The sequence below is a fragment of the Paraburkholderia sp. CHISQ3 genome, from assembly GCF_030464945.1.
Lineage (GTDB): Bacteria > Pseudomonadota > Gammaproteobacteria > Burkholderiales > Burkholderiaceae > Paraburkholderia > Paraburkholderia megapolitana.
In genome coordinates, this window is sequence record NZ_JALPRG010000001.1 from 737,617 (window position 1) to 760,936 (window position 23,320).

22 protein-coding genes are annotated in these 23,320 nt (G+C 62.2%); 13 read left to right on the forward strand and 9 right to left on the reverse strand.

Translation table 11 applies throughout. The features are described 5' to 3' along the window. Positions 1 to 9 precede the first annotated feature (9 nt). Positions 10 to 1,095, reverse strand: coding sequence for an AI-2E family transporter (locus tag M0D65_RS03280; RefSeq protein ID WP_091009741.1), 1,086 nt, complete (start codon positions 1,093 to 1,095; stop codon positions 10 to 12). Positions 1,096 to 1,133: 38 nt separating this feature from the next. Beyond that, positions 1,134 to 4,010: an excinuclease ABC subunit UvrA gene (gene uvrA, locus M0D65_RS03285; protein WP_266251065.1), complete on the reverse strand. Its 2,877-nt coding sequence runs from the start codon at positions 4,008 to 4,010 to the stop codon at positions 1,134 to 1,136. A 295-nt stretch (positions 4,011 to 4,305) separates the two neighbouring features. Here uvrA and M0D65_RS03290 point away from each other — a divergent pair, with 295 nt between their 5' ends. Further along, positions 4,306 to 5,463 (forward strand): MFS transporter, encoded by a 1,158-nt coding sequence (locus M0D65_RS03290; protein ID WP_096721237.1) that lies wholly within the window; start codon positions 4,306 to 4,308, stop codon positions 5,461 to 5,463. 127 nt (positions 5,464 to 5,590) lie between these two features. Next, complete coding sequence (locus tag M0D65_RS03295) at positions 5,591 to 6,124, forward strand: single-stranded DNA-binding protein (protein ID WP_091009728.1); 534 nt, start codon at positions 5,591 to 5,593, stop codon at positions 6,122 to 6,124. Between the two features lie 447 nt (positions 6,125 to 6,571). Here the strand turns inward: M0D65_RS03295 and purU are convergent, their stop codons facing one another. The 5 genes from purU to M0D65_RS03320 form a co-directional block, all read right to left on the reverse strand. Next, positions 6,572 to 7,441, reverse strand: coding sequence for a formyltetrahydrofolate deformylase (purU, locus tag M0D65_RS03300; protein ID WP_266251066.1), 870 nt, complete (start codon positions 7,439 to 7,441; stop codon positions 6,572 to 6,574). Between the two features lie 61 nt (positions 7,442 to 7,502). Next, positions 7,503 to 8,351 (reverse strand): DUF4743 domain-containing protein, encoded by an 849-nt coding sequence (locus M0D65_RS03305; protein WP_266251067.1) that lies wholly within the window; start codon positions 8,349 to 8,351, stop codon positions 7,503 to 7,505. A 26-nt stretch (positions 8,352 to 8,377) separates the two neighbouring features. Continuing rightward, positions 8,378 to 8,992 carry a LysE family translocator gene (locus M0D65_RS03310; RefSeq protein WP_091009719.1) on the reverse strand — a complete coding sequence of 205 codons (615 nt, stop codon included), beginning with the start codon at positions 8,990 to 8,992 and terminating at the stop codon, positions 8,378 to 8,380. 54 nt (positions 8,993 to 9,046) lie between these two features. After that, positions 9,047 to 9,613: an adenine phosphoribosyltransferase gene (locus M0D65_RS03315; protein WP_091009715.1), complete on the reverse strand. Its 567-nt coding sequence runs from the start codon at positions 9,611 to 9,613 to the stop codon at positions 9,047 to 9,049. 87 nt (positions 9,614 to 9,700) lie between these two features. Beyond that, positions 9,701 to 11,704: a monovalent cation:proton antiporter family protein gene (locus tag M0D65_RS03320; RefSeq protein WP_266251070.1), complete on the reverse strand. Its 2,004-nt coding sequence runs from the start codon at positions 11,702 to 11,704 to the stop codon at positions 9,701 to 9,703. 159 nt (positions 11,705 to 11,863) lie between these two features. On the opposite strand from M0D65_RS03320, the gene kdsD reads away from it, so the two are divergent. From kdsD to M0D65_RS03375, 11 genes are all read left to right on the forward strand, one after another. Beyond that, positions 11,864 to 12,847, forward strand: a complete 984-nt coding sequence (gene kdsD / locus M0D65_RS03325; RefSeq protein WP_266251072.1) for an arabinose 5-phosphate isomerase KdsD — start codon at positions 11,864 to 11,866, stop codon at positions 12,845 to 12,847. Further along, positions 12,847 to 13,395 (forward strand): HAD family hydrolase, encoded by a 549-nt coding sequence (locus M0D65_RS03330; RefSeq protein ID WP_091009706.1) that lies wholly within the window; start codon positions 12,847 to 12,849, stop codon positions 13,393 to 13,395. The genes kdsD and M0D65_RS03330 overlap by 1 nt, the downstream gene beginning before the upstream one ends. A 4-nt stretch (positions 13,396 to 13,399) precedes the next feature. Further along, on the forward strand, positions 13,400 to 14,008 hold the full coding sequence (gene lptC / locus M0D65_RS03335; protein ID WP_266251073.1) for an LPS export ABC transporter periplasmic protein LptC: 609 nt from the start codon (positions 13,400 to 13,402) through the stop codon (positions 14,006 to 14,008). Positions 14,009 to 14,028: 20 nt separating this feature from the next. Beyond that, positions 14,029 to 14,718: a lipopolysaccharide transport periplasmic protein LptA gene (lptA, locus tag M0D65_RS03340; RefSeq protein WP_091009701.1), complete on the forward strand. Its 690-nt coding sequence runs from the start codon at positions 14,029 to 14,031 to the stop codon at positions 14,716 to 14,718. Continuing rightward, on the forward strand, positions 14,715 to 15,497 hold the full coding sequence (gene lptB / locus M0D65_RS03345; protein WP_091009698.1) for an LPS export ABC transporter ATP-binding protein: 783 nt from the start codon (positions 14,715 to 14,717) through the stop codon (positions 15,495 to 15,497). The genes lptA and lptB overlap by 4 nt, the downstream gene beginning before the upstream one ends. A gap of 193 nt (positions 15,498 to 15,690) precedes the next feature. Next, positions 15,691 to 17,208: an RNA polymerase factor sigma-54 gene (locus M0D65_RS03350; RefSeq protein WP_091009694.1), complete on the forward strand. Its 1,518-nt coding sequence runs from the start codon at positions 15,691 to 15,693 to the stop codon at positions 17,206 to 17,208. Positions 17,209 to 17,375: 167 nt separating this feature from the next. After that, entirely contained in the window at positions 17,376 to 17,735 is a 360-nt protein-coding gene (gene raiA / locus M0D65_RS03355; RefSeq protein ID WP_091009691.1) for a ribosome-associated translation inhibitor RaiA, read from the forward strand. Between the two features lie 314 nt (positions 17,736 to 18,049). Next, positions 18,050 to 18,505: a PTS IIA-like nitrogen regulatory protein PtsN gene (gene ptsN, locus M0D65_RS03360; protein WP_091009688.1), complete on the forward strand. Its 456-nt coding sequence runs from the start codon at positions 18,050 to 18,052 to the stop codon at positions 18,503 to 18,505. 138 nt (positions 18,506 to 18,643) lie between these two features. After that, the gene (hprK, locus tag M0D65_RS03365) at positions 18,644 to 19,612 is read left to right on the forward strand and encodes an HPr(Ser) kinase/phosphatase (protein WP_091009686.1); all 969 of its coding nucleotides are present in this window, start codon (positions 18,644 to 18,646) and stop codon (positions 19,610 to 19,612) included. Positions 19,613 to 19,679: 67 nt separating this feature from the next. Next, positions 19,680 to 20,573 (forward strand): RNase adapter RapZ, encoded by an 894-nt coding sequence (gene rapZ, locus M0D65_RS03370; protein ID WP_266251077.1) that lies wholly within the window; start codon positions 19,680 to 19,682, stop codon positions 20,571 to 20,573. 38 nt (positions 20,574 to 20,611) lie between these two features. Then, entirely contained in the window at positions 20,612 to 21,244 is a 633-nt protein-coding gene (locus M0D65_RS03375) for an LON peptidase substrate-binding domain-containing protein (RefSeq protein WP_266251078.1), read from the forward strand. 21 nt (positions 21,245 to 21,265) lie between these two features. On the opposite strand, the gene mutY is transcribed toward M0D65_RS03375, so the two are convergent. Next, positions 21,266 to 22,414, reverse strand: a complete 1,149-nt coding sequence (mutY, locus tag M0D65_RS03380; RefSeq protein ID WP_266251080.1) for an A/G-specific adenine glycosylase — start codon at positions 22,412 to 22,414, stop codon at positions 21,266 to 21,268. A 13-nt stretch (positions 22,415 to 22,427) separates the two neighbouring features. Then, positions 22,428 to 23,258, reverse strand: a complete 831-nt coding sequence (gene mutM / locus M0D65_RS03385; protein WP_091009675.1) for a bifunctional DNA-formamidopyrimidine glycosylase/DNA-(apurinic or apyrimidinic site) lyase — start codon at positions 23,256 to 23,258, stop codon at positions 22,428 to 22,430. Positions 23,259 to 23,320 lie beyond the last annotated feature (62 nt).

Here is a 23,320-nt window from a genome sequence, read left to right on the forward strand (position 1 = left end):
CTCCAAAACCTACACCAACCGCAAATAAATCAACTCACGCTTGATATACGCATAGAACACCGGCGCAGCAATGACCCCCGGAATCCCAAACCCAGCCTCCATCACCAGCATCGCGACCAGTAACTCCCACGCTCGCGCCTCGATCTGCCCGCCCACAATCCGGGCATTCAAAAAATACTCGAGCTTGTGAATCACGATCAAAAAACCCAATGACGTAATCGCCGCCGGAAAACTCACCGACAACGCCACCGCGACAATCAACGTATTCGAAATCAGATTGCCGATCACAGGCAGCAATCCGACGATAAACGTCACCATCACCAGCGTCTTCGATAGCGGCAGCTGCGCATGCATCAACGGCAGCAACACGAGCAGGAACAAACCGGTAAACACCGCGTTCAACAGCGAAATCTTGATCTGCGCGAAGACGATGCGGCGAAACGCATCGGCGAACCGGCTCACGCGCGTGACGAAGGCCGTCGACAACGGCAGTCGTTGCGATTGCTTCTGCGCACCGACCGCGATGATCGCGCCAATGATCATGCCGATCAGCACATGCGTGAAGACCCGCGCTGCACTCTTGCCGCCCTGCTGCAACTGGCTCGCATGCGTCTGCATCAGCATGGTTGCCTTCTGTCTCATCTGGTCGGTGTCGACCGGCAGGTAGGTGGCAACGAATTCCGGCAAGCGGCCGCGCGCCTGGTCGATAAGTTGCATCGCCTGGTCGAGCAGCGCCTGCACGCTGGGCACATCGTTCTCGAAGTGCCCGATGATGCCGAGCGTAAATCCAGTCAGCCCGCCGACAATCACCACCGACAACAGCACCACCGACAGCCAGCGCGCCCGCTTGCTCGACATATGTCGCTCGATACGCGGGGCTATCGTGTGAACGAGTTGATAGACAAGCATGCCCGCGAGAAGCGCACCGAGCAGCTTCAGGTACAGCACGGCCCACATCGCGAACAGCGCGACCACATAGCTGCCGACCTCGACCGCCGACAGCTTCGGCAGGCTCATATCGCTCGTCAGCCTGACCTGGCGTGGGCGCAGGTCCTGCACCTGCCCTTCATCGGGCGCCTCGTTACGCTTGGTCATGGCTCCTTCCAGTCTCCAGCTTCAGGTTTGCGCAAATCTTATTGCTGGGTAGCCGCTGCGCGCTTCAGCAACGGCGCCAGATATCGGCCGGTAAAACTTGCCTTCGACTTCGACACCTGCTCCGGCGTGCCTTGCGCGATGATCTGGCCGCCCCCCGCTCCGCCTTCCGGACCGAGATCGATGACCCAGTCGGCGGTTTTGATTACATCGAGATTATGCTCGATGATCACGACCGTGTTGCCCTGATCGCGAAGCCGGTGAATCACTTCCAGCAGCAGCGCGATGTCGTGAAAGTGCAGGCCGGTAGTCGGTTCATCGAGTATATATAGCGTGCGACCGGTATCCCGCTTGCTCAGTTCCAGCGAAAGTTTGACCCGCTGCGCTTCGCCGCCCGATAGCGTCGTGGCCGACTGGCCGAGGCGGATGTAGCCGAGCCCCACGTCGAGCAGCGTTTTCAGCTTGCGCGCGACGACCGGTACCGCACGGAAGAATTCGTACGCGTGTTCGACGGTCATGTCGAGCACTTCGCTGACGTTCTTGCCCTTGTACTGCACTTCGAGCGTTTCGCGGTTGTAGCGTTTGCCGTGGCACACGTCGCACGGCACGTACACGTCCGGCAGAAAGTGCATCTCGACCTTCAGCACACCGTCGCCCTGACACGCTTCGCAGCGGCCGCCCTTCACGTTGAACGAGAAACGGCCCGGGTCGTAGCCGCGTTCCTTTGCAGCCGGTACACCCGCGAACAGTTCGCGGATCGGCGTGAACAAACCGGTGTAGGTAGCCGGATTCGAGCGCGGCGTACGACCGATCGGCGACTGGTCGACGCTGATCACCTTGTCGAAATGCTCGAGCCCTTCGATCGATTCATACGGCGCAGGCTCGGTCGAAGAACCGTACAGGTGATGCGACACCGCGTGATACAGCGTGTCGTTGATCAACGTCGACTTGCCCGAACCGGACACGCCTGTCACGCAGGTGAGCAGGCCCACCGGCAGATCGAGCGTGACGTGTTTCAGGTTGTTGCCGTACGCCTCGACGATGCGCAGGTGACGCTCGTCGGGCGTCTTGCGCTCATCGGGGTATTCGATCGTGCGCGCGCCGGAAAGGTACTGGCCAGTCATCGATGCATGATCGGCTTCTACCTGCTTCGGCGTGCCTTCAGAAATGATCATGCCGCCGTGTTCGCCTGCGCCCGGCCCCATGTCGACTACGTAATCGGCCATCCGGATCATGTCTTCGTCGTGCTCGACGACGATCACCGAATTGCCGAGGTCGCGCAGGTGCTTGAGCGTCGAGATCAGGCGGTCGTTGTCGCGCTGATGCAGACCGATCGACGGTTCATCGAGGACGTACATCACGCCGGTCAGGCCGGAGCCGATCTGCGAAGCAAGACGGATGCGCTGCGCCTCGCCGCCAGATAACGTTTCCGCGCTGCGATCGAGCGACAGGTAGTCGAGCCCGACGTTGTTCAGGAACGTGAGCCGCGCGACGATTTCCTTGATGACCTTGTCGGCGATCTCGCGCTTCGAGCCTTCGAGCCGCAGCATCTGGAAGTAGCCGAGCGTATCGCGCAGCGGCATGCCGCTGACTTCGAAGATGCCGCGTGCGTCGCCGCCGCCGCCGATGCGCACGAAGCGCGCCTCGCGGCGCAGCCGTGTGCCTTCGCACGCCGGGCAGGCCTGGTTGTTCTGGTATTTCGCGAGCTCTTCGCGCACCGCGACCGAATCGGTCTCGCGATAACGCCGCTCGAGGTTGGGGATGATCCCTTCGAATACGTGCTCGCGCACCGACGTGCGGCCACGCTCGTTGATGTACGAGAACGGAATGGTCTGCTTGGCCGAGCCGTACAGCAGGATCTTGCGAATCTTTTCCGGCAGATCTTCGAATGCGGTATCGATGTCGAATTCGTAGAACGCGGCAAGACTTTGCAACATCTGGAAGTAGAACTGGTTGCGCCGGTCCCAGCCTTTCACCGCACCCGCCGCCAGCGACAGCGACGGATGCGCCACCACTCGCTTCGGATCGAAGAACGTGATTTGCCCGAGCCCGTCGCACTCGGGGCACGCGCCCATCGGGTTGTTGAACGAGAAGAGCCGCGGCTCTAGCTCCTGCAGCGAATACGAACAGATCGGGCACGCGAACTTCGAGCTGAACAGATGCTCGACGTCGCTGTCCATTTCGAGCGCGATGGCGCGACCGTCGGCGAGACGCAGCGCGGTTTCGAACGATTCCGCGAGACGCTGCTTCATGTCCGCGCGCACTTTCAGACGATCGACCACGACGTCGATCGTGTGCTTGTCGTTCTTCTTCAGCTTGGGCAGCGTCTCGACTTCGTAAATCTTCGCGACGCCTTCATTTGCCGTACCGCCACCCGAGCGCACGCGAAAGCGCACGAAACCCTGCGCCTGCATCTCCTCGAACAGCTCGACGTGCTCGCCTTTGCGGTTGGCGACCACCGGCGCGAGGATCATCAGCTTGGTGTCTTCCGGCAGCGCGAGCGCCGCGTCGACCATCTGCGACACGCTTTGCGATTCGAGCGGAATGTCGTGATCCGGGCAGTAAGGCGTACCGACGCGGGCGTACAGAAGCCGCAGGTAGTCATGGATTTCCGTGACAGTGCCGACCGTGGAGCGCGGGTTGTGCGAGGTCGCCTTCTGCTCGATAGAAATAGCCGGCGACAGCCCTTCGATCAGGTCGACGTCCGGTTTTTCCATCAATTGCAGGAATTGCCGGGCGTACGCGGACAGGCTTTCGACGTAGCGCCGCTGGCCTTCTGCATAGAGCGTGTCGAACGCAAGCGACGATTTTCCCGAGCCGGACAGCCCGGTAATCACGATCAGCTTATGGCGCGGCAGGTCGAGGTTGACGTTCTTCAGGTTGTGGGTACGGGCCCCACGGATACGGATTTGTTCCACGCATTTATTCCTGAACTGGCGGAAAGAGGAGGAAACCAAACCTGCTACTATAACGACTTTTCCAGACCGCCGTTACGGCGTCCTGACGGCGCGTGAAGACGCGACGCGGGCGGCGCGGCAACGGCCCAGCGTCGCGCGCAGGTTTCGTGATCGGGGCGTTCCACCGGTAGTTGCGGTCATTTCCCGCGACTGCAAGGTAGCGGCGGGTTCGCAGCCGAAGCGTCGCTCCGCACGCTGCCCGATCATCCGAAAATCGTCCCCGATGTCCACCAATCCGACCGCTCTCTCCTCACGCATGAGCGCGCCCGAGTTGCGCGCGACCGTGTCGCTGGCCGCGATCTTCGCGCTGCGCATGCTTGGCTTGTTCATGATCATGCCGGTCTTCTCGATCTACGCGAAGACGATTCCCGGCGGCGACAACGTGCTGCTCGTCGGTATCGCGCTCGGCGCGTACGGCGTCACGCAGTCGATGCTGTACATCTTCTATGGCTGGATTTCCGACAAGGTGGGCCGCAAGCCGGTGATCGCCACGGGCCTGCTGATCTTCGCTCTCGGCAGTTTCGTCGCGGCGGGTGCGCACGACATGACGTGGATCATCGTCGGGCGGGTGATTCAGGGGATGGGCGCGGTTTCTTCAGCGGTGCTGGCGTTCATCGCCGACCTGACCGCCGAGGAACATCGCACGAAGGCGATGGCGATGGTCGGCGGAAGCATCGGCGTGTCGTTCGCGGTGGCGATTGTCGGTGCACCGATCGTGTTCCACTGGGTCGGCATGAGCGGGCTGTTTACGATTGTCGGCGCGCTGTCGGTCCTCGCGGTTGGCGTAGTGCTGTGGATCGTGCCCGATGCGCCGCGGCCAGTACATGTGCGGGCGCCGTTCGCGGAAGTGCTGCATAACGTCGAACTGCTGCGACTCAATTTCGGCGTGCTGGTATTGCATGCCACTCAGACCGCATTGTTTCTCGTGGTGCCGCGCATCCTCGAAGCGGGCGGCTTACCCGTTGCGTCGCACTGGAAGATTTATCTGCCGGTGATGGGCCTGTCGTTCGTCATGATGGTGCCGGCGATTATCGCCGCAGAAAAGCGCGGAAAAATGAAGGTTGTCCTCGTTTCGGCGATCGCTCTTATCCTGATCGGCCAATTGCTGCTCGGCGCCGCTCCGCATACGATTCTGAGCGTGGCCGCTATCCTCTTCGTCTATTTCCTGGGCTTCAATATTCTCGAGGCGTCGCAACCGTCGCTGGTGTCGAAGCTCGCGCCGGGTACGCGCAAGGGCGCGGCCGTGGGCGTGTACAACACGACGCAGTCTATTGGGCTCGCGCTCGGTGGCGTGGTGGGCGGGTGGTTGCTCAAGGCGGACGGGGCGAGTGTGGTGTTTTACGCGTGTTCGGCGCTCGTGTTCTGCTGGCTTATAATCGCCGCAAATATGCAGCCGCCGCCGCGCAAGGCGTAACAGAACTTACCGGGCCGCCGGCTGTGGTTTTTTCCGCTGCCGGCGACCTGTCAACAGGCGGCCGCGACGCGAAAACCGCGCAACGCAACGCCGCCCGAAACGGAATCAGGATCAACAGGAGAAACTCATGGCATCCGTGAACAAGGTCATTCTCGTCGGCAATCTCGGCGCCGATCCGGAAGTCCGTTATCTTCCGAGCGGCGACGCGGTGGCGAACATCCGCCTTGCCACGACCGACCGCTATAAGGAAAAGGCGTCCGGTGAAATGAAGGAAGCCACCGAATGGCATCGCGTGTCGTTCTTCGGGCGGCTCGCGGAGATCGTGTCGGAATATCTGAAGAAGGGCTCGTCGGTGTATATCGAAGGCCGTATCCGTACGCGTAAATGGCAGGCTCAGGACGGCACCGACCGTTATTCGACGGAAATCGTCGCTGACCAGATGCAGATGCTGGGTGGGCGCGGCGGTGCCGCCGGTGCGGGTGATGATGGCGGTGCTAGTTACAGCCGTGGTGAGCCGTCGGAGCGGAGCTCGGGTGGTGGGCGTGCTGCATCGTCGGGTGGTGGTGGCGCGGCGCGTAGCGGTGGCGGCGGTGGATCGAGCCGTCCGAGCGCGCCGGCGGGTGGCGGGTTTGATGAGATGGATGACGATATTCCGTTCTAACCGGAATATTTCAATTCGCTGTAAAGCAGGCCTCGGCTTCTTCTTTCAAATCTAGTATTTGGAAGATGAATTCGGGGCTGCTTTTTTGCCGCCAACGAAACACCGCGCAGAACGCACGAAGGGCCGGCTTCCCAAGTGGTCGCCCAACTGCGAGCACGTAGTGCGAGTAGGACGAATGACAGCCTTGTCACTATCACACGTGGTGCGAGATGTGATCTCGTCTCGGACCACTACCGCTTCAGTGCGAGGACGACACTTAGATGCGGGCCACGAAGGCTGCACACGGAAAGGACTCGGTAACGTCTCGAGCGGCTTTCTTTGCTTACTTTCTTTGCCGCGCAAAGAAAGTGAGTGCCGCCCCGCACAGGGGCAACGCCTGCGCCGCGAGGCGCTAACGAAGAGCAGCCTGCACAGGCAAAGAAACAGCCGCCGGCCAAGGCAAAAAACCTACCGGAATACAACGGTCTTAGTCCCGTTGATCAAAATCCGATTCTCCACATGCCACTTAACGGCACGTGCCAACGTCACACACTCCACATCGCGCCCAATAGCAGTCAGCTGCTCCGGCGTCATACTGTGATCCACCCGCTCCACTTCCTGCTCGACAATCGGCCCCTCATCGAGATCGGTAGTCACATAGTGCGCAGTCGCACCAATCAACTTCACACCACGATCGAACGCCTGGTAATAAGGCTTGGCCCCCTTAAAACTAGGCAGAAACGAATGGTGAATATTGATCGCCCGACCTGCCAGCCGCTCGCATAACTGCGGCGACAAAATCTGCATGTACCGTGCAAGCACGACCAGATCCGCACGCTGCTCTTCGATCACTTCCAGCACACGCGCTTCCTGCGCAGCCTTCGCGTCTGGCGTACCACCCAGCAGCGGAAAATGATGAAACGGAATGTCGTAGCTCGCAGCCAGTTGATAGAACTCTTTGTGATTCGAAATGATCGCGGGAATCTCGATCGACAGTTGTCCCGTCCGGTAGCGAAACAACAGATCGTTCAGGCAATGCCCGATCTTCGACACCATGATCACGACGCGCGGCTTCACCGTCGCGTCATGCAGTTCCCAACGCATCTCGAACTGCTGCGCGAGCGTCTCGAACGACGCACGCAGTACATCCAGCCCCGGATCGCCGCCAACCTGCTGAAAATGCACCCGCATGAAGAACTCGCCAGTACCGCTGTCGCCAAACTGCGCCGAGTCGAGAATGTTGCTGCCCAGCTCGAACAGAAAACCCGATACCGCATGGACGATGCCCGGCCGATCGGCACACGAAAGTTTGAGAATGAAGCTGTGATCGGTCGACATGCGTTAAGGGTTCCCTGGGTTAATCGTTGACTGATTTCAATGTTCGATGGATAGCGCGCGTTCAGCGCAGCACCGGCGGCGCAAACACCGCGTCGATACCCGTGCAGGCCTCTTCGTCGATCCATCGGCGGCGTAGCAGGCAGTCGAGCGTTGCAAGACTCGCGTCGACTGTCATCGCGCCCTCTTCGATGCTGCGTGCAACGTCGTCGATGCGCGCGAGCCGGTGCTCGCCCACTTCGCCATCCTGATTGCGCGGCGTAAAGCCGGCCGGTAGTGCGAGGTCGTAAATAAAGATCTGCTCGGCCTGGGTGCCTTCCGGCAGCGACTGCAGCACGTGGGCCGTGCGGCCCGGTGTCGCGCGCGCGGCGATGTCTTCGGGAATGCCCGCTTCTTCCCAGCATTCCTTGACGATCGTCTCGCGAATCCCAAAGCCCCAACCGATGCCACCCGCCACGACGTTGTCGAGCATGCCCGGATCGGTTGCCTTCGTGTCGCTGCGCCGCGCGATCCACATCTGCGGCGCGCCGTCCGCGTATTCTACGACGCCGTTCAGATGCACCGCATACGTCATCGTGCCGAAGAAGCGCGACGCCGCACGCTCGATGTACGCGAGCGGCGGCGCATCGAATGCATTGCGAATCGCGTAAGTTTCGTCGCGCCAGCCAGGAATCCGGCCATCCGCAGCCAACGCGCCGATTACCGCGCCGAGGGCTGCGCTGCGTTCGTCGGCGGTCGTGAATTGCGGCGCAAGCACGATGCGCGTCGCGTCGATCTCGAACACGTCGGGCCAGCGCGTCAGCAGCGGTACGTCGGTTGTGCGAATCCAGCCGACCCGCTGCGCGTCGATCCAGAACGGTCGATGCGCAGCCGGATCGAAACGACGTGCATCGGCAATGCAGGGCAAGCTCATGCGAACTCCTTGTGTCGGTACGCCGTCTAGTCGCGCAGCGCCACGCGGATGCCGATCGCGATGAAGGTCGCGCCGGCAAGCCGGTCGAGCCACACGCCGACACTCGGCCGGCGCCGCAGCCAGCCGCCGATCATCCCCGCACACACGCCGAAGATCGAGAACACCACGACCGTCTGCAGCATGAACAGCAAGCCGAGTTCGAGCATCTGCAGCGTGACGCCCTGCGAGCCGTGCGGATCGACGAACTGCGGCAGAAACACGATGAAGAACAGCGTGACCTTCGGGTTCAGGATGTTGCCGAGCACGCTCTGGCGAAACACCGTCGACAGCGGCTGCGGCGGCCGCTCGTGGGCAGTGGAAAGCCCGCGGCTACGCAGCGCCTTGATACCGATCCACACCAGATACGCAGCACCGGCAAGCTTGATGATCTCGAACGCCACCGGCGACGAGCGCAGCACCGCTGCAACGCCAAGCGCGGCCAGCGTGGTGTGGAACGTGAGGCCAGCAGCAAAACCGAAGGCAGCAACGAGGCCCGCGGCGCGGCCCTGCGAAATACCGCGCGCAAGCACCTGAAGATTGTCCGGACCGGGCGCAAAAGTGATCGCAACCGAAGTCGCGAGAAACAGCAGGAAATTGGGCATGGTCGATAACCTGAGCGAGTTGAACGGCGTTGAACGGTGTTGAACCGGCGCGACCTAATGGCCGCCGAATTCCGTGACGGTATAGAGCGGCAAACCCGCTGCGCGCAACCGGCCGGAACCACCGAGGTCCGGTAAATCGATGATCGCCGCGCCTTCCACCACGACGGCGCCGAGCCGTTCGAGCAGTTTCTTGCCGGCCATCATCGTGCCGCCCGTGGCGATCAGATCGTCGATGATGACGATGCGGTCGCCGGAGCCGCACGCGTCTTCGTGCATCTCCACGGTCGCCGCGCCGTATTCGAGATCGTACGATTCGGACACGGTCCGGTACGGCAGCTTGCCGGCCTTGCGGATCGGGATGAAACCGAGGTTCAGCTCATACGCGACGATCGGCCCGATGATGAAGCCGCGCGCATCGAGACCCGCGATGTAATCGAGCTTCGCTTCGATATACCGCTGCACGAACAGGTCGACCAGCACACGCAGCGCCTTCGGATGCTGCAGCAATGGCGTGATGTCGCGAAACTGCACGCCCGGCTGCGGCCAGTCCGGCACCGTGCGAATCTGGCTGTTGACGAAGCCGGCTGCGTCGAACGGCGGGTTCGCTGGCACGTTGGACATGATGTCTCCCTGACGATTTCGCTGTGCGCCCCAAGGGTCGCGAAGGGGCTTCGATTGCTATGGACTATGGGCTATGAACCGCCGGACTCAGGCAGTCGTGGCGCCGGCCCGCCGATGCTTCGACAGGCGCTCTTCGGCCTGCGCCAGCGCCTCCGGCAAGCCGCGCAGCACGACGATGTCGCTCGCGCGCAGCTTGGTGGACGGGTCCGGCTCGACGCCGCGAATGCCGTGGCGGCGAATCGCCGTCACTTCGACGCCGACATCGAACAGGCCCAGCTCGGCGAGCGTGCGGCCCACCGCATCCGCTTTTGCGTCGACCGGCACCGATTGTAGCCGCACCTGTTCGTGACCGTCGTCGTCTTCGACGTCGTCGGCACCGTGAAAATAGCCACGCAGCAGGCTGTAGCGTTCGTCGCGCATTTCCTCGACGCGACGCACGACGCGCCGCATCGGCACACCCATCAGCACAAGCGTATGCGACGCGAGCATCAGGCTGCCTTCGACGATTTCCGGAATCACCTCGGTCGCGCCCGCTGCCAGCAGTTTCTCGAGATCGGCGTCGTCGACGGTACGCACGATCACGGGCAGCGTCGGTTCGAGTTCGTGGATGTTGTGCAGCACGCGCAGTGCCGACGGCGTGTTCGCATAGGTGATCGCTATCGTCGCCGCGCGATGAATACCGGCTGCAAGCAGCGACTCGCGCCGCCCCGCATCGCCGAACACCACCGATTCGCCGGCCGTCGCAGCCGCCGATACACGGTCGGGGTCGAGATCGAGCGCGACATACGAGAGCCCTTCATGTTCGAGCATGCGCGCGAGGTTCTGCCCCGAACGGCCATAACCGCAGATGATCACGTGACCGCTCTGCTTGAGGCTTTGCGTCGCGATGCGCGTCATCTGCAGCGACTGCTGCATCCATTCCGTCGACGACAGCCGCAGCACGATGCGATCGGCGTTCTGGATCAGGAACGGGGCGGCGAGCATCGATAGCAGCATCGCGGCGAGAATCGCCTGCAACAGCGTCGCGTCGACGAGGTGTTTGTCGAGAATCAGGTTCAGCAGCACGAAGCCGAATTCGCCGGCCTGCGCGAGCCCGAGGCCGGTGCGCATCGCCACACCCGGCGTCGCGCCGAACAGGCGCGACAGCGCCGTGATCATCACGGTCTTCAGCAACAGCGGCCCGACCAGGAAGCCGAGCACGATGAACGGGTGTTCCCACACCACGCGCGGATTGAGCAGCATGCCGGTCGTGACGAAGAAGAGCCCGAGCAGCACGTCGCGAAACGGCTTGATGTCCTCTTCCACCTGATGCCGATACGGCGTCTCCGCGATCAGCATGCCGGCGATAAACGCCCCCAAAGCGAGCGACAGGCCAAATTTATCGGTAATAAACGCGGCGCCGAGCGTGACCAGCAGCAGGTTCAGGATGAACAGTTCCTGCGAGCGCCGCCGTGCGACGACGTTGAACCAGCGCGTCATGAATTTCTGCCCGACGATCAGCAGCAACGCCAGTGCCACGACGATCTTCACCGATGCGAGCCCGAGCGCCGCGACCAGGTCCTTCGAATCGCCACCGAGCGCCGCAATGATGATCAGGAGCGGCACCACGGCCAGATCCTGGAACAGCAGCACGCCGAAAATATTACGACCGTGCTCGGTCTCGATCTCCATCCTCTCGGCGAGCATCTTGCTGACGATCGCCGTCGACGACATCGCAAGCGCGCCGCCCAGCGCGATGCTCGCCTGCCACGTGATGTGCACCCAGCGCTCCAGCACGAAGCCGAGCGACACCGCAACCGCGATAGTGCCGAGCACCTGCAGCAGCCCGAGACCGAACACGAGCCGGCGCATCGAGCGCAGCTTGGCCAGCGAAAACTCCAGCCCGATCGAAAACATCAGGAACACGACGCCAAATTCCGCGAGATTCTGCGCGCCCGCCGAATCCGGCACGACGCCGGTCGCATGCGGCCCAACGACAATGCCGACGCTCAGATAACCGAGCATCGGCGGCAGATTCAGATAACGGAACACGACGACGCCCGCCACTGAAGCCAGCAGCAAAAACAGCGTCATTTCGAGCGGGGAAATCATCGGCAGAAACGCATCGGAAAAGCGTCCTCGTTCGTCAGCGGAACCGGCGCGCGGGCCCGGTGCGAGGGCATGCGCGGCAGGGTCGAGAGGCCCCTGAGGGCAGCCGCCAGGCTGGTCCGGCCCGGCGCGGCGAACATACGCCTTTGCTATACTCCGCGAATGATAGCGAAAATCAATGGCGACCGGGCACTTGCGCTCGCTCGCGACGTGCTCGACATCGAAGCGGACGCCGTGCGCGCGCTTCGCGATCAGCTCGACGAAGGCTTCGTCGAAGCGATCGACCTCATCCTGAGCTGCCGCGGCCGGGTGGTCGTCTCGGGCATCGGCAAATCCGGCCATATCGCCCGCAAGCTCGCGGCGACCTTTGCCAGCACCGGCACGCCGGCGTTCTTCGTGCATCCCGCCGAGGCCAGCCACGGCGATCTCGGCATGATCACCGCTGAAGACGTATTCGTCGCAATGTCGAATTCCGGCGAATCCGAAGAGCTGGTGGCGATCCTCCCAACCATCAAGCGGCTCGGCGTGAAGTTGATCGCCGTAACCGGCCGCCCGCAATCGAGCCTCGCGCAGCTGGCAGACGTCCATCTGAACGCGTTCGTATCGAAAGAAGCGTGTCCGCTGAATCTCGCGCCCACCGCCAGCACCACAGCGGCACTTGCGCTCGGCGATGCGCTTGCGGTCGCGGTGCTCGATGCGCGCGGTTTCGGCGTCGACGACTTTGCGCGCTCGCATCCGGGCGGTGCGCTCGGCCGGCGCCTGCTCACCTACGTGCGCGACGTCATGCGCATCGACGACCAGATACCGAAGGTCACCGGCGCGGCCACCGTGCGCGACGCGCTGTTCCAGCTGACCGCAAAACGCATGGGGATGACCGCGATCGTCGACGATCACGATCGCGTGGAAGGCATCTTCACCGACGGCGACCTGCGCCGCGTGCTCGAACGGGACGGCGATTTCCGCGAACTGCCGATCGCATCGGTGATGACACACGCACCGCGTACCATCGGGGCGGACCACCTGGCTGTGGAAGCCGTCGAACTGATGGAGCGCTACCGCATCAACCAGATGCTGGTCGTCGACGACGCCGGCAAACTCATCGGTGCGCTCAACATGCACGACCTGTTCTCGAAGAAGGTGATCTGATGGCTTCCTCGCCTGCCTCCACTCCAAGCGCCACCGAACGCGCGAGCCGCGTCAAGCTGATGATTTTCGACGTCGACGGCGTGCTGACCGACGGCGGCCTGATGTTCACCGCGGAAGGCGACACGATGAAGTCGTTCAACTCGATGGACGGCCACGGCGCGAAATTGCTGCGCGAAGCCGGCATCGACACGGCGATCATCACCGGCCGGCAGTCGGGCATCGTCGCCGTGCGCGCGAAGGAACTGCGAATCAAACACCTGTATCAGGGCGTCGAGCACAAGCTCGTCGCGTTCAACGAGTTGCTGAAGGAAACCGGCATTGCGGCCGAAGAATGCGGCTATATGGGCGACGACTGGCCCGATCTCGCCGTGATGCTGAAAGTGGGCTTCGCGGCCGCACCCGCCAACTCGCACCCCGAGATCCTCGCGCGCGCGCATTGGGTCAGCAAGGCACGCGGCGGCCACGGCGCGGTGCGCGAGCTGTGCGACACGCTGCTGCATGCGCAACAGCGCTACGATGCGCTGCTAAAAGCCGCGTGCGAAGGGTGAACGGATGAACCGGTTTCGTCTGACCTCGCTGCTGCCGCTCGTCGCCATGGCCGCGCTCACCGGGATTACGTGGTGGCTGCTGCAGGCCACCCTGCCACCGCCGAATGAAGGCCTGGTACGCCCGAAAACGCATACACCCGACTACTTCGCCGATAATTTCTCGGTTTCCGAACTGGATCAGTCGGGCGCGACGCAGTATCGCCTGACGGCGAAGCACCTGATCCACTACGAAGACGACGAAGACAGCGATCTGACGTTGCCGGCCCTGCGCGCGTTCCAGCCGGGCAAGCCGATCGTCACGGCGACCGGCGATACCGGCACGGTCAACGGCGACGCGTCGATCGTCAATCTGTACGGCAACGCGCAGATCCTGCGGGCCCCCGGCGACGGCGACCCGCAGATGCAGGCCAATTCCGAACATTTCCGCGTGCTCGTGAACGACGATGTGATCGAGACCGAAAAGCCGGTTAAACTTCAGCGCGGCCTGTCTGTAATGACGGCCAGCGGCATGAACTACAACAACGTCACCCGGGTCATACAGCTCTTCGGCAACGTCCGCGGCGCGATCGCCCCGTCAGATTCGTCCGGCGGCTCCCTGAGGCAACCCGGGTAATCCATTCCAGGCGTGACTGCATGAACGAATCGCTCCTCCGTTTTGATACCGGCTGTCCGCGCACGCTGGCCTCGTCCCTCGCCGCATGGCGCGCCGGGCTCGCCGCGTTGCTCGTTGCGCTGCCGCTGGCCGGCTTCGCGCCGCTTGCGCACGCCGAACGCGCCGACCGCGACAAGCCGATGAACATCGAATCGGACAACATGACTTACGACGACCTGAAACAACTCACCATCTTCACCGGCCACGTGGTCGCGACGAAGGGCACGATCGTCATCAAGGCCGATCGTGTCGAGGTGTCTCAGGACCCACAGGGCTACCAGTACGCGACAGGTACGTCGACCGGCCAGAACCTCTCCTATTTCCGGCAGAAACGCGAAGGCGTCGACGAATACATCGAAGGCACAGCCGAGCGGATCGATTACGACGGCAAGCAGGATCTGACCACACTGACGACGCGCGCCACCGTGCGCCGTTTGCAGGGTCTGTCGACGGTTATGGACGAAGTGCACGGCAGCGTGATCACCTACGACGGCCAGAACGACTTCTACACCGCAAAGGCCGGCAAGGATGTCGCCGGCCCGGGCAATCCGAATGGCCGCGTGCGCGCGATGCTGTCGCCGCGTAACGGCGGCCCCGCACCGCTCACCGGCGCTTCGGCCACCCTCGTGCCCGCGACGCAATTCCCGGCACCCGGAGCGACCCAGCCGTGAATACGCCCACGCTCCCCCATCGCAAGCCGGCCGGCACGAGCAGCTCGCTGGTCGTGCGCAACCTGAAGAAACGCTACGGTTCGCGTACGGTCGTCAAGGACGTATCGCTCGACGTGAAAAGCGGCGAAGTGGTCGGCCTGCTCGGCCCGAACGGCGCCGGCAAGACCACGTCGTTCTACATGATCGTCGGCCTCGTGCCGCTCGATGCCGGCGAGATCGATCTCGACGGCAAGTCGATCAGTCTGCTGCCCATTCACAAACGCGCCTCGCTCGGCCTGTCGTATCTGCCGCAGGAAGCTTCGGTGTTCCGCAAGCTCAGCGTCGAGGAAAACATCCGCGCGGTGCTGGAACTGCAAACCGACGATAACGGCAAGCGCCTCACCAAAGATGCGATTTCGCAGCGCACCGAAGCGCTGCTCGACGAACTGCAGATCGCGCATCTACGCGAAAACCCTGCGCTGTCGCTGTCAGGCGGCGAACGCCGGCGTGTGGAAATCTGCCGCGCACTCGCAACGAACCCGAGCTTCATCCTGCTCGACGAGCCGTTCGCGGGCGTCGATCCGATCGCGGTGCTGGAAATCCAGAAGATCGTGAAGTTCTTGAAGCAGCGCAATATCGGCGTGCTCATCACCGATCACAACGTGCGCGAGACGCTCGGTATCTGCGATCACGCATACATCATCAGCGACGGCAGCGTGCTGGCCGCCGGCGCGCCCGGCGACATCATTGAAAACGAAAACGTCCGGCGCGTCTATCTAGGCGAACACTTCCGCATGTAACTGCGCGGGCCCGTCTACCAGGCGCGGCAGTGCGACGCACTGTCGCGCCTGTCCCTTCGTCTGGTCTCCGGTTATTTCTGACGAGCTGCCCCGCGGCGCGCCCTGTCGCACCGAAACCGGGCACACGCGTTTTCGCGAATGTCGCAAGGTATCGCGGTCGTGGCAAACTCTTTACAATGAATCTCACATTGCCATGAAAGCCAGCCTCCAACTCCGCCTGTCGCAGCATCTTGCGCTGACACCTCAACTGCAACAGTCCATCCGGCTGCTGCAGCTGTCGACGCTCGAATTGCAGCAGGAGGTGGCAATGGCCATCGCGCAGAATCCGTTGCTCGAGAACGAGGACGACTGGATTGCCAGTCCGTTGCGCGTCGCGGCAGATGGTTCGCTGATCACGCAGACGCAGAGCACATCGGCACCGGAATCGATGAACGGCCCTTCGTCATCGACCTCGTCCACTTCATCGAGCGAGCGTAGCGACGATGGCGAACCACGCGGCGTCGACGAATACAACGGTCTCAGCAACGACAGCAATTCCGACGCGAGCCAGTGGAATCTCGACGATTACGGCCGCTCGGGCAACGCATCCGACGACGACGACCTGCCGCCGCTCCAAATCCACGAATCGAGCACTTCGCTGCGCGATCATCTGATGGCGCAATTGCGCGTTACGCAGGCAAGTCCACGCGATCGCGCGCTCGTTACGTTCCTCATCGAATCGCTCGACGACGACGGTTATCTGACCGCGACGTTCGAAGAAATACTGACCGATCTACCCGAAGAACTCGAAGTCGATGTCGACGAACTGAATGCAGCGCTCGCGTTGCTGCACAGTTTCGATCCCGCCGGAGTCGGCGCGCGGTCGGCATCGGAATGCTTGCGCCTGCAACTAGTTCGACTCGTTGCGACACCGATCCGCACACTTGCAATCGATATCGTCGCGCATCACCTGGAGTTGCTGGCCGCTCGCGATTTCACGCGGCTGCGCAAGCAGTTGAAGGCCAACGACGACGACCTGCGCGACGCTCACGCACTGATCCGTTCGCTCGAACCGTTCCCCGGTGCAGCGTATGGCAAGGCCGAAGCGGATTACGTGGTGCCCGACATCATGGTGCGCAAAACCGCACAAGGATGGCAGGCCGAACTGAATCCTGAAGTCGTGCCGAAACTGCGTATCAATCATCTGTATGCGAACATCCTGCGCAATAACCGCAGCGATCCTGGCAGCGGTTCACTGCGCCAGCAACTGCAGGAAGCGCGCTGGCTGATCAAAAATATTCAGCAGCGTTTCGAGACGATCCTGCGGGTTGCGCAGGCTATTGTCGAACGTCAGAAGAATTTTTTTGTGCACGGCGAAATTGCCATGCGCCCCTTGGTTTTGCGGGAAATAGCTGATACGCTGGGGTTACACGAGTCGACGGTTTCGCGTGTAACAACCGGCAAGTACATGCTTACCCCGTTTGGGACGCTTGAATTTAAGTACTTCTTCGGATCGCACGTTTCGACCGACACCGGGGGCGCGGCCTCTTCAACGGCCATTCGCGCACTCATCAAGCAACTGATAGGAGCGGAAAACCCGAAATCTCCTCTTTCAGACAGCCGCATAGCCGAACTGCTGGCAGAGCAGGGTTTCGTGGTCGCACGGCGTACCGTCGCGAAGTACCGCGAAGCGCTCCGAATTCCAGCGGTGAATCTGCGCAAGTCTCTGTAGCCTGCTGCGTGGTGTGGCGGGCATTTTCCGGCCGCCCCGCTGTATGCGGAGCAGGTTGGCCGATAGGACCCGTTAGCAGTCAGTCATCGGGGACGACGAAACGGGCGACAGATCGACCAGCGCTCCCGCAACATGCGGACAAGCGGCCACTAGCTTGGAGAAGCACTATGAATCTGAAGATCAGTGGACACCATCTCGAAGTAACGCCTGCGTTGCGAGAATATGTGATCACCAAACTGGATAGGGTGCTACGGCACTTCGATCAGGTGATCGACGGCAGTGTGGTCCTCTCGGTCGACAATCATAAGGAAAAGGACAAGAGACAGAAGGTTGAAATCAACCTGCATCTGAAGGGCAAGGATATTTTTGTCGAGAGCGCGAACGGCGATCTGTACGCTGCGATCGATCTGATGATCGATAAGCTCGACCGCAAGGTGGTACAGCACAAAGACCGCCTGCAAGGCCACCAGCATGACGCGATCAAGTATCAGCCGCTGGCGCCGCAAATCGATGTGCCGCCGCAATAACAGGCAAGATTAGAGGGTTTACCTCACCCCGGAAGAGACCGCCCGCAAGGGCGGTTTTTTGATTCCGCGGCCGCTTTATCAAGGCCTTCCACAGGCGTTCTCGCTATGCACAGCAACGATTGCGCGCCGCACCATCTACAGCAACCCTGTTCTATAATGTCCCGGTTACTTCCGGTCGTACTATGTCGGGGTCGCTCAGCCGGAGTTCCGCGCCTTCAGGCCCAATCGCACGTCATTGCGAGCCTGCGTCGGGCGCAGAACGCCACTCAAATGCCACAGCGAGGAGAATCCAGGCCACGTTTTCGCCTGCCAACATGAATCGTTTAGCCAAATTTCTTCCCCTCGAGAACGTCGTCCTCGGCCTCACCGTCACCAGCAAGAAACGCGTCTTCGAGCAAGCGGGCCTGATTTTCGAAAACCAGAACGGTATCGCCCGCAGCACGGTCACTGACAATCTGTTCGCGCGCGAGCGCCTCGGGTCGACCGGACTCGGCGAAGGCGTCGCGATTCCGCACGGCCGGATCAAGGGTCTGAAGCAGCCGCTGGCGGCGTTCGTGCGCCTCGCCGAACCCATCCCGTTCGAATCGCCGGACGGCCAGCCGGTATCGCTGCTGATCTTCCTGCTGGTGCCGGAACAGGCCACCCAGCAGCATCTCGAGATTCTCTCGGAGATCGCTCAATTGCTATCCGATCGCGGCACACGCGAACGCCTGCATACCGAAGAAAACCGCGAGGCATTGCACCAGTTGCTGACTCAGTGGCAACCTTGATGCATTATTGGCAGCCCGCAGTCACGCGGGCGACGCTTCTTGCCGCACCCGGCGCAGTCTGGCCGGAATCGCCGCGCTAACGCGGCGGGGCTGCACGAAGCTAGCAGCCGCCACGGCCCCCACTGGAGTCACGGACTCATGGACACGTCCAGCATCAACGCCCAAAGCATCTTCGACGACAACGCCGCCATGCTGAAACTCAGCTGGCTGACGGGGCATGAAGGCTGGGAACGCGGTTTTTCCGCTGAAACGGTCACCACCGCGACCTCGAGCGCCGACCTCGTCGGCCACTTGAACCTGATCCACCCGAACCGGATCCAGGTACTTGGTGATGCCGAAACCAACTACTACCAGCGCCAGAGCGAAGAAGACCGGTCGCGCCATATGGCCGAACTGATCGCGCTGGAACCCCCGTTCCTCGTCGTCGCCGGCGGTGTTGCCGCGCCGCCGGAACTGGTGCTGCGCTGCACGCGCTCTTCCACGCCGCTGTTTACGACGCCGATGTCGCCGGCGGCGGTGATCGATAGTCTGCGACTCTACATGTCGCGGATTCTCGCGCCGCGCGCCACGTTGCACGGCGTATTCCTCGACATTCTCGGGATGGGCGTGCTGTTGACCGGCGACTCCGGTCTCGGCAAGAGCGAACTCGGTCTCGAACTGATCAGCCGTGGCCATGGCCTCGTCGCCGACGATGCGGTCGATTTCGTGCGCCTCGGGCCGGATTTCGTCGAAGGTCGCTGCCCGCCGCTGCTGCAGAACCTGCTCGAAGTGCGTGGCCTTGGTTTGCTCGACATCAAGACGATCTTCGGGGAAACCGCGGTGCGCCGCAAAATGAAGCTGAAGTTGATCGTTCAACTGGTCCGGCGTCCGGACGGCGAATTCCAGCGTTTGCCGCTGGAAAGCCAGACCGTCGATGTGCTCGGCCTGCCGATCAGCAAGGTCACGATTCAGGTCGCGGCAGGCCGCAACCTGGCGGTGCTGGTGGAAGCGGCAGTGCGCAATACGATCCTGCAACTGCGCGGTATCGATACGCTGCGCGACTTCATGGATCGTCAGCGTCTCGCGATGCAGGACCCGGACAGCCAGTTCCCCGGCAAGCTGATCTGACGGGCTTCTGCGGGGTACCGGCGCGGAGAGCTGATGCTATGATGAAACGAACGGATTTCACGACTCCATGCGCATTATCCTGATCACCGGTATTTCCGGCTCCGGCAAATCGGTTGCACTGAACGCGCTCGAAGACGCGGGCTATTACTGCGTCGACAACCTGCCGCCGCGTTTCCTGCCCGAACTCGCGGCTTACCTCGCCGACGACCGGCAAGACAAACTTGCCGTCGCCATCGATGCGCGCTCCAGCGCGTCGCTCGACGAAATGCCCGCCATCATCCGCGATCTCGCCCGCGAACACGATGTTCGCGTGCTGTTCCTCAACGCCAGCACGCAGTCGCTCATTCAGCGCTTTTCCGAAACGCGTCGCCGCCATCCGCTGTCGGGCTCGACCGCGCACGACGCCGACGTCGGTCTGCTCACGTCGCTCGGCGAAGCAATCGAGCGCGAACGCGAACTGGTCGCGGGTCTCGCCGAGTTCGGTCATCAGATCGATACGAGCAACCTGCGCGCTAACGCACTTCGCGCATGGGTCAAGCGCTTCGTCGAACAGGAACGCAACGGCCTTGCGCTCACGTTCGAATCGTTTGGCTTCAAACGCGGCGTGCCGCTCGATGCCGATTTCGTCTTCGACGTACGTACGCTGCCCAATCCGTATTACGACCGCGAGCTGCGTCCACTCACGGGTCTCGACAAACCGGTCATCGATTTTCTCGACGCGTTGCCGGTCGTGCACGAGATGATCGACGACATCGAAGCGTTTCTCGTGAAGTGGTTGCCGCATTTCCGCGACGACAATCGCAGTTACCTCACGGTCGCCATCGGGTGCACCGGTGGACAGCACCGTTCGGTGTTCATCGCGCAGACGCTCGCCGCGCGTCTCGCGAAAGCGGCAAACGTAATCGTGCGGCACAGGGACGCGCCGATCGATGTCGGCGAATCGTCGAAGCTGATCGCTTAACCGGCCGTATCGCGCGGCCCTAACCGAAGCGTTGCGCCATGCCTACCCCTGCCGTGCTTGCCGACTTGCCGCTCTTTCCGCTGCATACGGTGCTGTTCCCCGATGGGCTGCTGCCTCTCAAGATTTTCGAAGCGCGTTATATGGACATGGCGCGCGACTGTCTGCGCGCCAAAACGCCGTTCGGCGTGTGTCTGCTGAAAAGCGGCGGCGAAGTCGCGAAGCCCGATGAACCGTCGGTACCTGAAGCGGTCGGTTGCCTCGCTGAAATCTCGCAGTGTGATGTCGAAACCGTCGGCGTGTTGCTGATCCGCGCGCGCGGTACGCGGCGCTTCCGGTTGCTGTCGCATCGCGTGGAAGCGGGCGGTTTGCTGGTCGGCATGGCCGAGCCGCTCGGCGACGATATGCCGCTGGAAGGAAACGAACAGCTCGCGAAATTCGGCGCGTGCGCGGAAGTGCTTGAACGCATCATCGCGACAATCCGCGAACGCGATGCCGACAGCCTGCCGTTCGCAGAACCGTTCAGACTCGAAGATCCATCGTGGGTGTCGAACCGTCTGGCCGAAGTGCTGCCGATCGCGCTGCGCGCACGACAAAAGCTGATGGAACTGCAGGATGCGGGAGCGCGTATCGACGTGGTTCATCACTACATGCAGCAGCATCAGTTGCTTTAATCTCGCACTTCGCGCCGCGTGTTACAGCAGCGATCCCTGCAAGCCATCGAGCAGCTTGCGAACCGGCGCGGGCACACCGTACGCATCGATATCGCGCAGCGAGACCCACGCGGTTTCTGCATCGCCCGCGGTAACGGTAGCGCTAGTGCCACGCCCCAGTTCCGCAATGCGCGGCTCGATGTCGAGCTTGAAATGCGTGAACGTGTGCGTAAGCGGCGCGAGCGGCGACACACCGCCGTTCGCGCCGAATGCATGCGCGCGCTCGGCGAGCGCGGTTTCATCGGCGGCTTCGGGCAGGCTCCACAGTCCGCCCCAGATACCCGATGGCGGACGCTTCTCCAGCATCACGGCATCGCCGTCGCACAGCACCAGCATCCATGTGCGTCGTGTCGGCACGGTTTTCTTCGGACGCGCGGCGGGCAACTCGCGCTGACGTCCTGTTGCATTCGCGACGCAATCGGCTGCGAACGGACACCGTCCGCATTCAGGTTTGCCGCGCACGCATAACGTCGCGCCGAGATCCATCAAACCCTGCGTATAGGCGCTTACGTCTGCGTCATTGGTACTCGATGGCAACAGCGATTCGGCGAGCGTCCACATCGCGTTCTCGACGCGCTTCTCGCCAGGAAATCCTTCGACACCGAACACACGCGCCAACACCCGCTTCACGTTGCCGTCGAGAATCGTTGCCCGCGCACCGAATGCAAACGATGCGATCGCCGCCGCCGTCGAACGACCGATACCGGGCAATTCCGCGAGCGCTTCCACCGATGCAGGAAACGCGCCGCCATGCAGCTCGACGACCGCCTGCGCACAGCGATGCAGATTGCGCGCACGCGAGTAGTAGCCGAGCCCGGCCCACAACGCCATCACATCGTCGAGCGGTGCAGCGGCAAGTGCGGCGACGTCCGGAAAACGCGCGAGAAAACGCGCGTAATACGGAATCACCGTCGACACCTGCGTCTGCTGCAACATGATTTCCGACAACCAGATGCGATAGGGATCGCGCGTGTTTTGCCAGGGCAGGTCATGACGACCGTGCTGGCGCTGCCAGGCAATCAGGCGCGCGGCAAAACCGGCACGCACCGCCGGTGCGGGCAAAACCGCGGCATTGCCGGAAGCATCGGCGGCGGCAGACGAAGCGCGTCGCGAAGAGGACGAAACGTACATGGATAGTGAGCGCCTAGCGCTGGCAGGTCGGGCAGTAGTAGGTGGAACGCTGCCCCTGCACGATCTGTTTGATCGGCGTTCCGCAGACACGGCATGGCAGCCCCGCGCGATCATAGACGAAATAGTCGAGCTGGAAGTAACCGCTCTCGCCGTCGCTACCGACGAAATCGCGCAACGTGCTACCGCCCTTTTCGATCGCGGCCGCGAGCGTCACGCGCACCGCATCCGCAAGCAAACCGTAACGCACCAGCGAGATGCGGCCGGCGGGCGTAGTCGGGCGGATACCGGCGCGAAAGAGGCTTTCGGAAGCGTAAATATTCCCCACGCCCACGACCACCTCGCCGGCCAGCAGCACCTGTTTGATAGACACCTTGCGCCCGCGCGTCTCGCGATGCATCAGCGCACCGTTAAACGCCGAGGCGAACGGCTCGATGCCGAGCCCCGCCAGCAAAGGATGGCCGAGCACATCGCCGTCGGCGCGCGCGTGCCACAGTACGGCTCCGAAGCGGCGCGGATCGCGATAGCGCAAAATGAACTCGTCGAAAATCCAGTCGATGTGATCGTGCTTCGCGGCGGCGGGCGGGTGCGGCATATTGCGCATGACCCGCAGCGTGCCGGTCATGCCGAGATGCACGATGAACCAGCCGTCGTCGACTTCGAACAGCAGGTATTTGCCGCGCCGCTCGACCTTGTGGACGATGCGGCCGCGCAAGGTCGCGGCGAGTCCCGCCGGGATTGGCCAGCGCAGCGCGGGCGTGCGCACGTCGACGCGTTCGACGCGGCGGCCGGCCACATAGGGTTCGATTCCTCGACGGGTAACTTCAACTTCTGGCAACTCTGGCATGTCTAACTGGTCTGCAACTTGCGTGAGTGGTTGTGCGCGTATTGTAGCGAGCGCGTTACAAT

Coding starts and splice junctions, on each gene's coding strand:
- M0D65_RS03280 (WP_091009741.1), bottom strand. CDS start 1,095: ATGACCAAGCGTAACGAGGCGCCCGATGAAGGGCAGGTGCAGGACCTG.
- M0D65_RS03290 (WP_096721237.1), top strand. CDS start 4,306: ATGAGCGCGCCCGAGTTGCGCGCGACCGTGTCGCTGGCCGCGATCTTC.
- M0D65_RS03295 (WP_091009728.1), top strand. CDS start 5,591: ATGGCATCCGTGAACAAGGTCATTCTCGTCGGCAATCTCGGCGCCGAT.
- purU (WP_266251066.1), bottom strand. CDS start 7,441: ATGTCGACCGATCACAGCTTCATTCTCAAACTTTCGTGTGCCGATCGG.
- M0D65_RS03305 (WP_266251067.1), bottom strand. CDS start 8,351: ATGAGCTTGCCCTGCATTGCCGATGCACGTCGTTTCGATCCGGCTGCG.
- M0D65_RS03310 (WP_091009719.1), bottom strand. CDS start 8,992: ATGCCCAATTTCCTGCTGTTTCTCGCGACTTCGGTTGCGATCACTTTT.
- M0D65_RS03315 (WP_091009715.1), bottom strand. CDS start 9,613: ATGTCCAACGTGCCAGCGAACCCGCCGTTCGACGCAGCCGGCTTCGTC.
- M0D65_RS03320 (WP_266251070.1), bottom strand. CDS start 11,704: ATGATTTCCCCGCTCGAAATGACGCTGTTTTTGCTGCTGGCTTCAGTG.
- kdsD (WP_266251072.1), top strand. CDS start 11,864: ATGATAGCGAAAATCAATGGCGACCGGGCACTTGCGCTCGCTCGCGAC.
- M0D65_RS03330 (WP_091009706.1), top strand. CDS start 12,847: ATGGCTTCCTCGCCTGCCTCCACTCCAAGCGCCACCGAACGCGCGAGC.
- lptC (WP_266251073.1), top strand. CDS start 13,400: ATGAACCGGTTTCGTCTGACCTCGCTGCTGCCGCTCGTCGCCATGGCC.
- lptA (WP_091009701.1), top strand. CDS start 14,029: ATGAACGAATCGCTCCTCCGTTTTGATACCGGCTGTCCGCGCACGCTG.
- M0D65_RS03350 (WP_091009694.1), top strand. CDS start 15,691: ATGAAAGCCAGCCTCCAACTCCGCCTGTCGCAGCATCTTGCGCTGACA.
- raiA (WP_091009691.1), top strand. CDS start 17,376: ATGAATCTGAAGATCAGTGGACACCATCTCGAAGTAACGCCTGCGTTG.
- ptsN (WP_091009688.1), top strand. CDS start 18,050: ATGAATCGTTTAGCCAAATTTCTTCCCCTCGAGAACGTCGTCCTCGGC.
- hprK (WP_091009686.1), top strand. CDS start 18,644: ATGGACACGTCCAGCATCAACGCCCAAAGCATCTTCGACGACAACGCC.
- rapZ (WP_266251077.1), top strand. CDS start 19,680: ATGCGCATTATCCTGATCACCGGTATTTCCGGCTCCGGCAAATCGGTT.
- M0D65_RS03375 (WP_266251078.1), top strand. CDS start 20,612: ATGCCTACCCCTGCCGTGCTTGCCGACTTGCCGCTCTTTCCGCTGCAT.
- mutY (WP_266251080.1), bottom strand. CDS start 22,414: ATGTACGTTTCGTCCTCTTCGCGACGCGCTTCGTCTGCCGCCGCCGAT.
- mutM (WP_091009675.1), bottom strand. CDS start 23,258: ATGCCAGAGTTGCCAGAAGTTGAAGTTACCCGTCGAGGAATCGAACCC.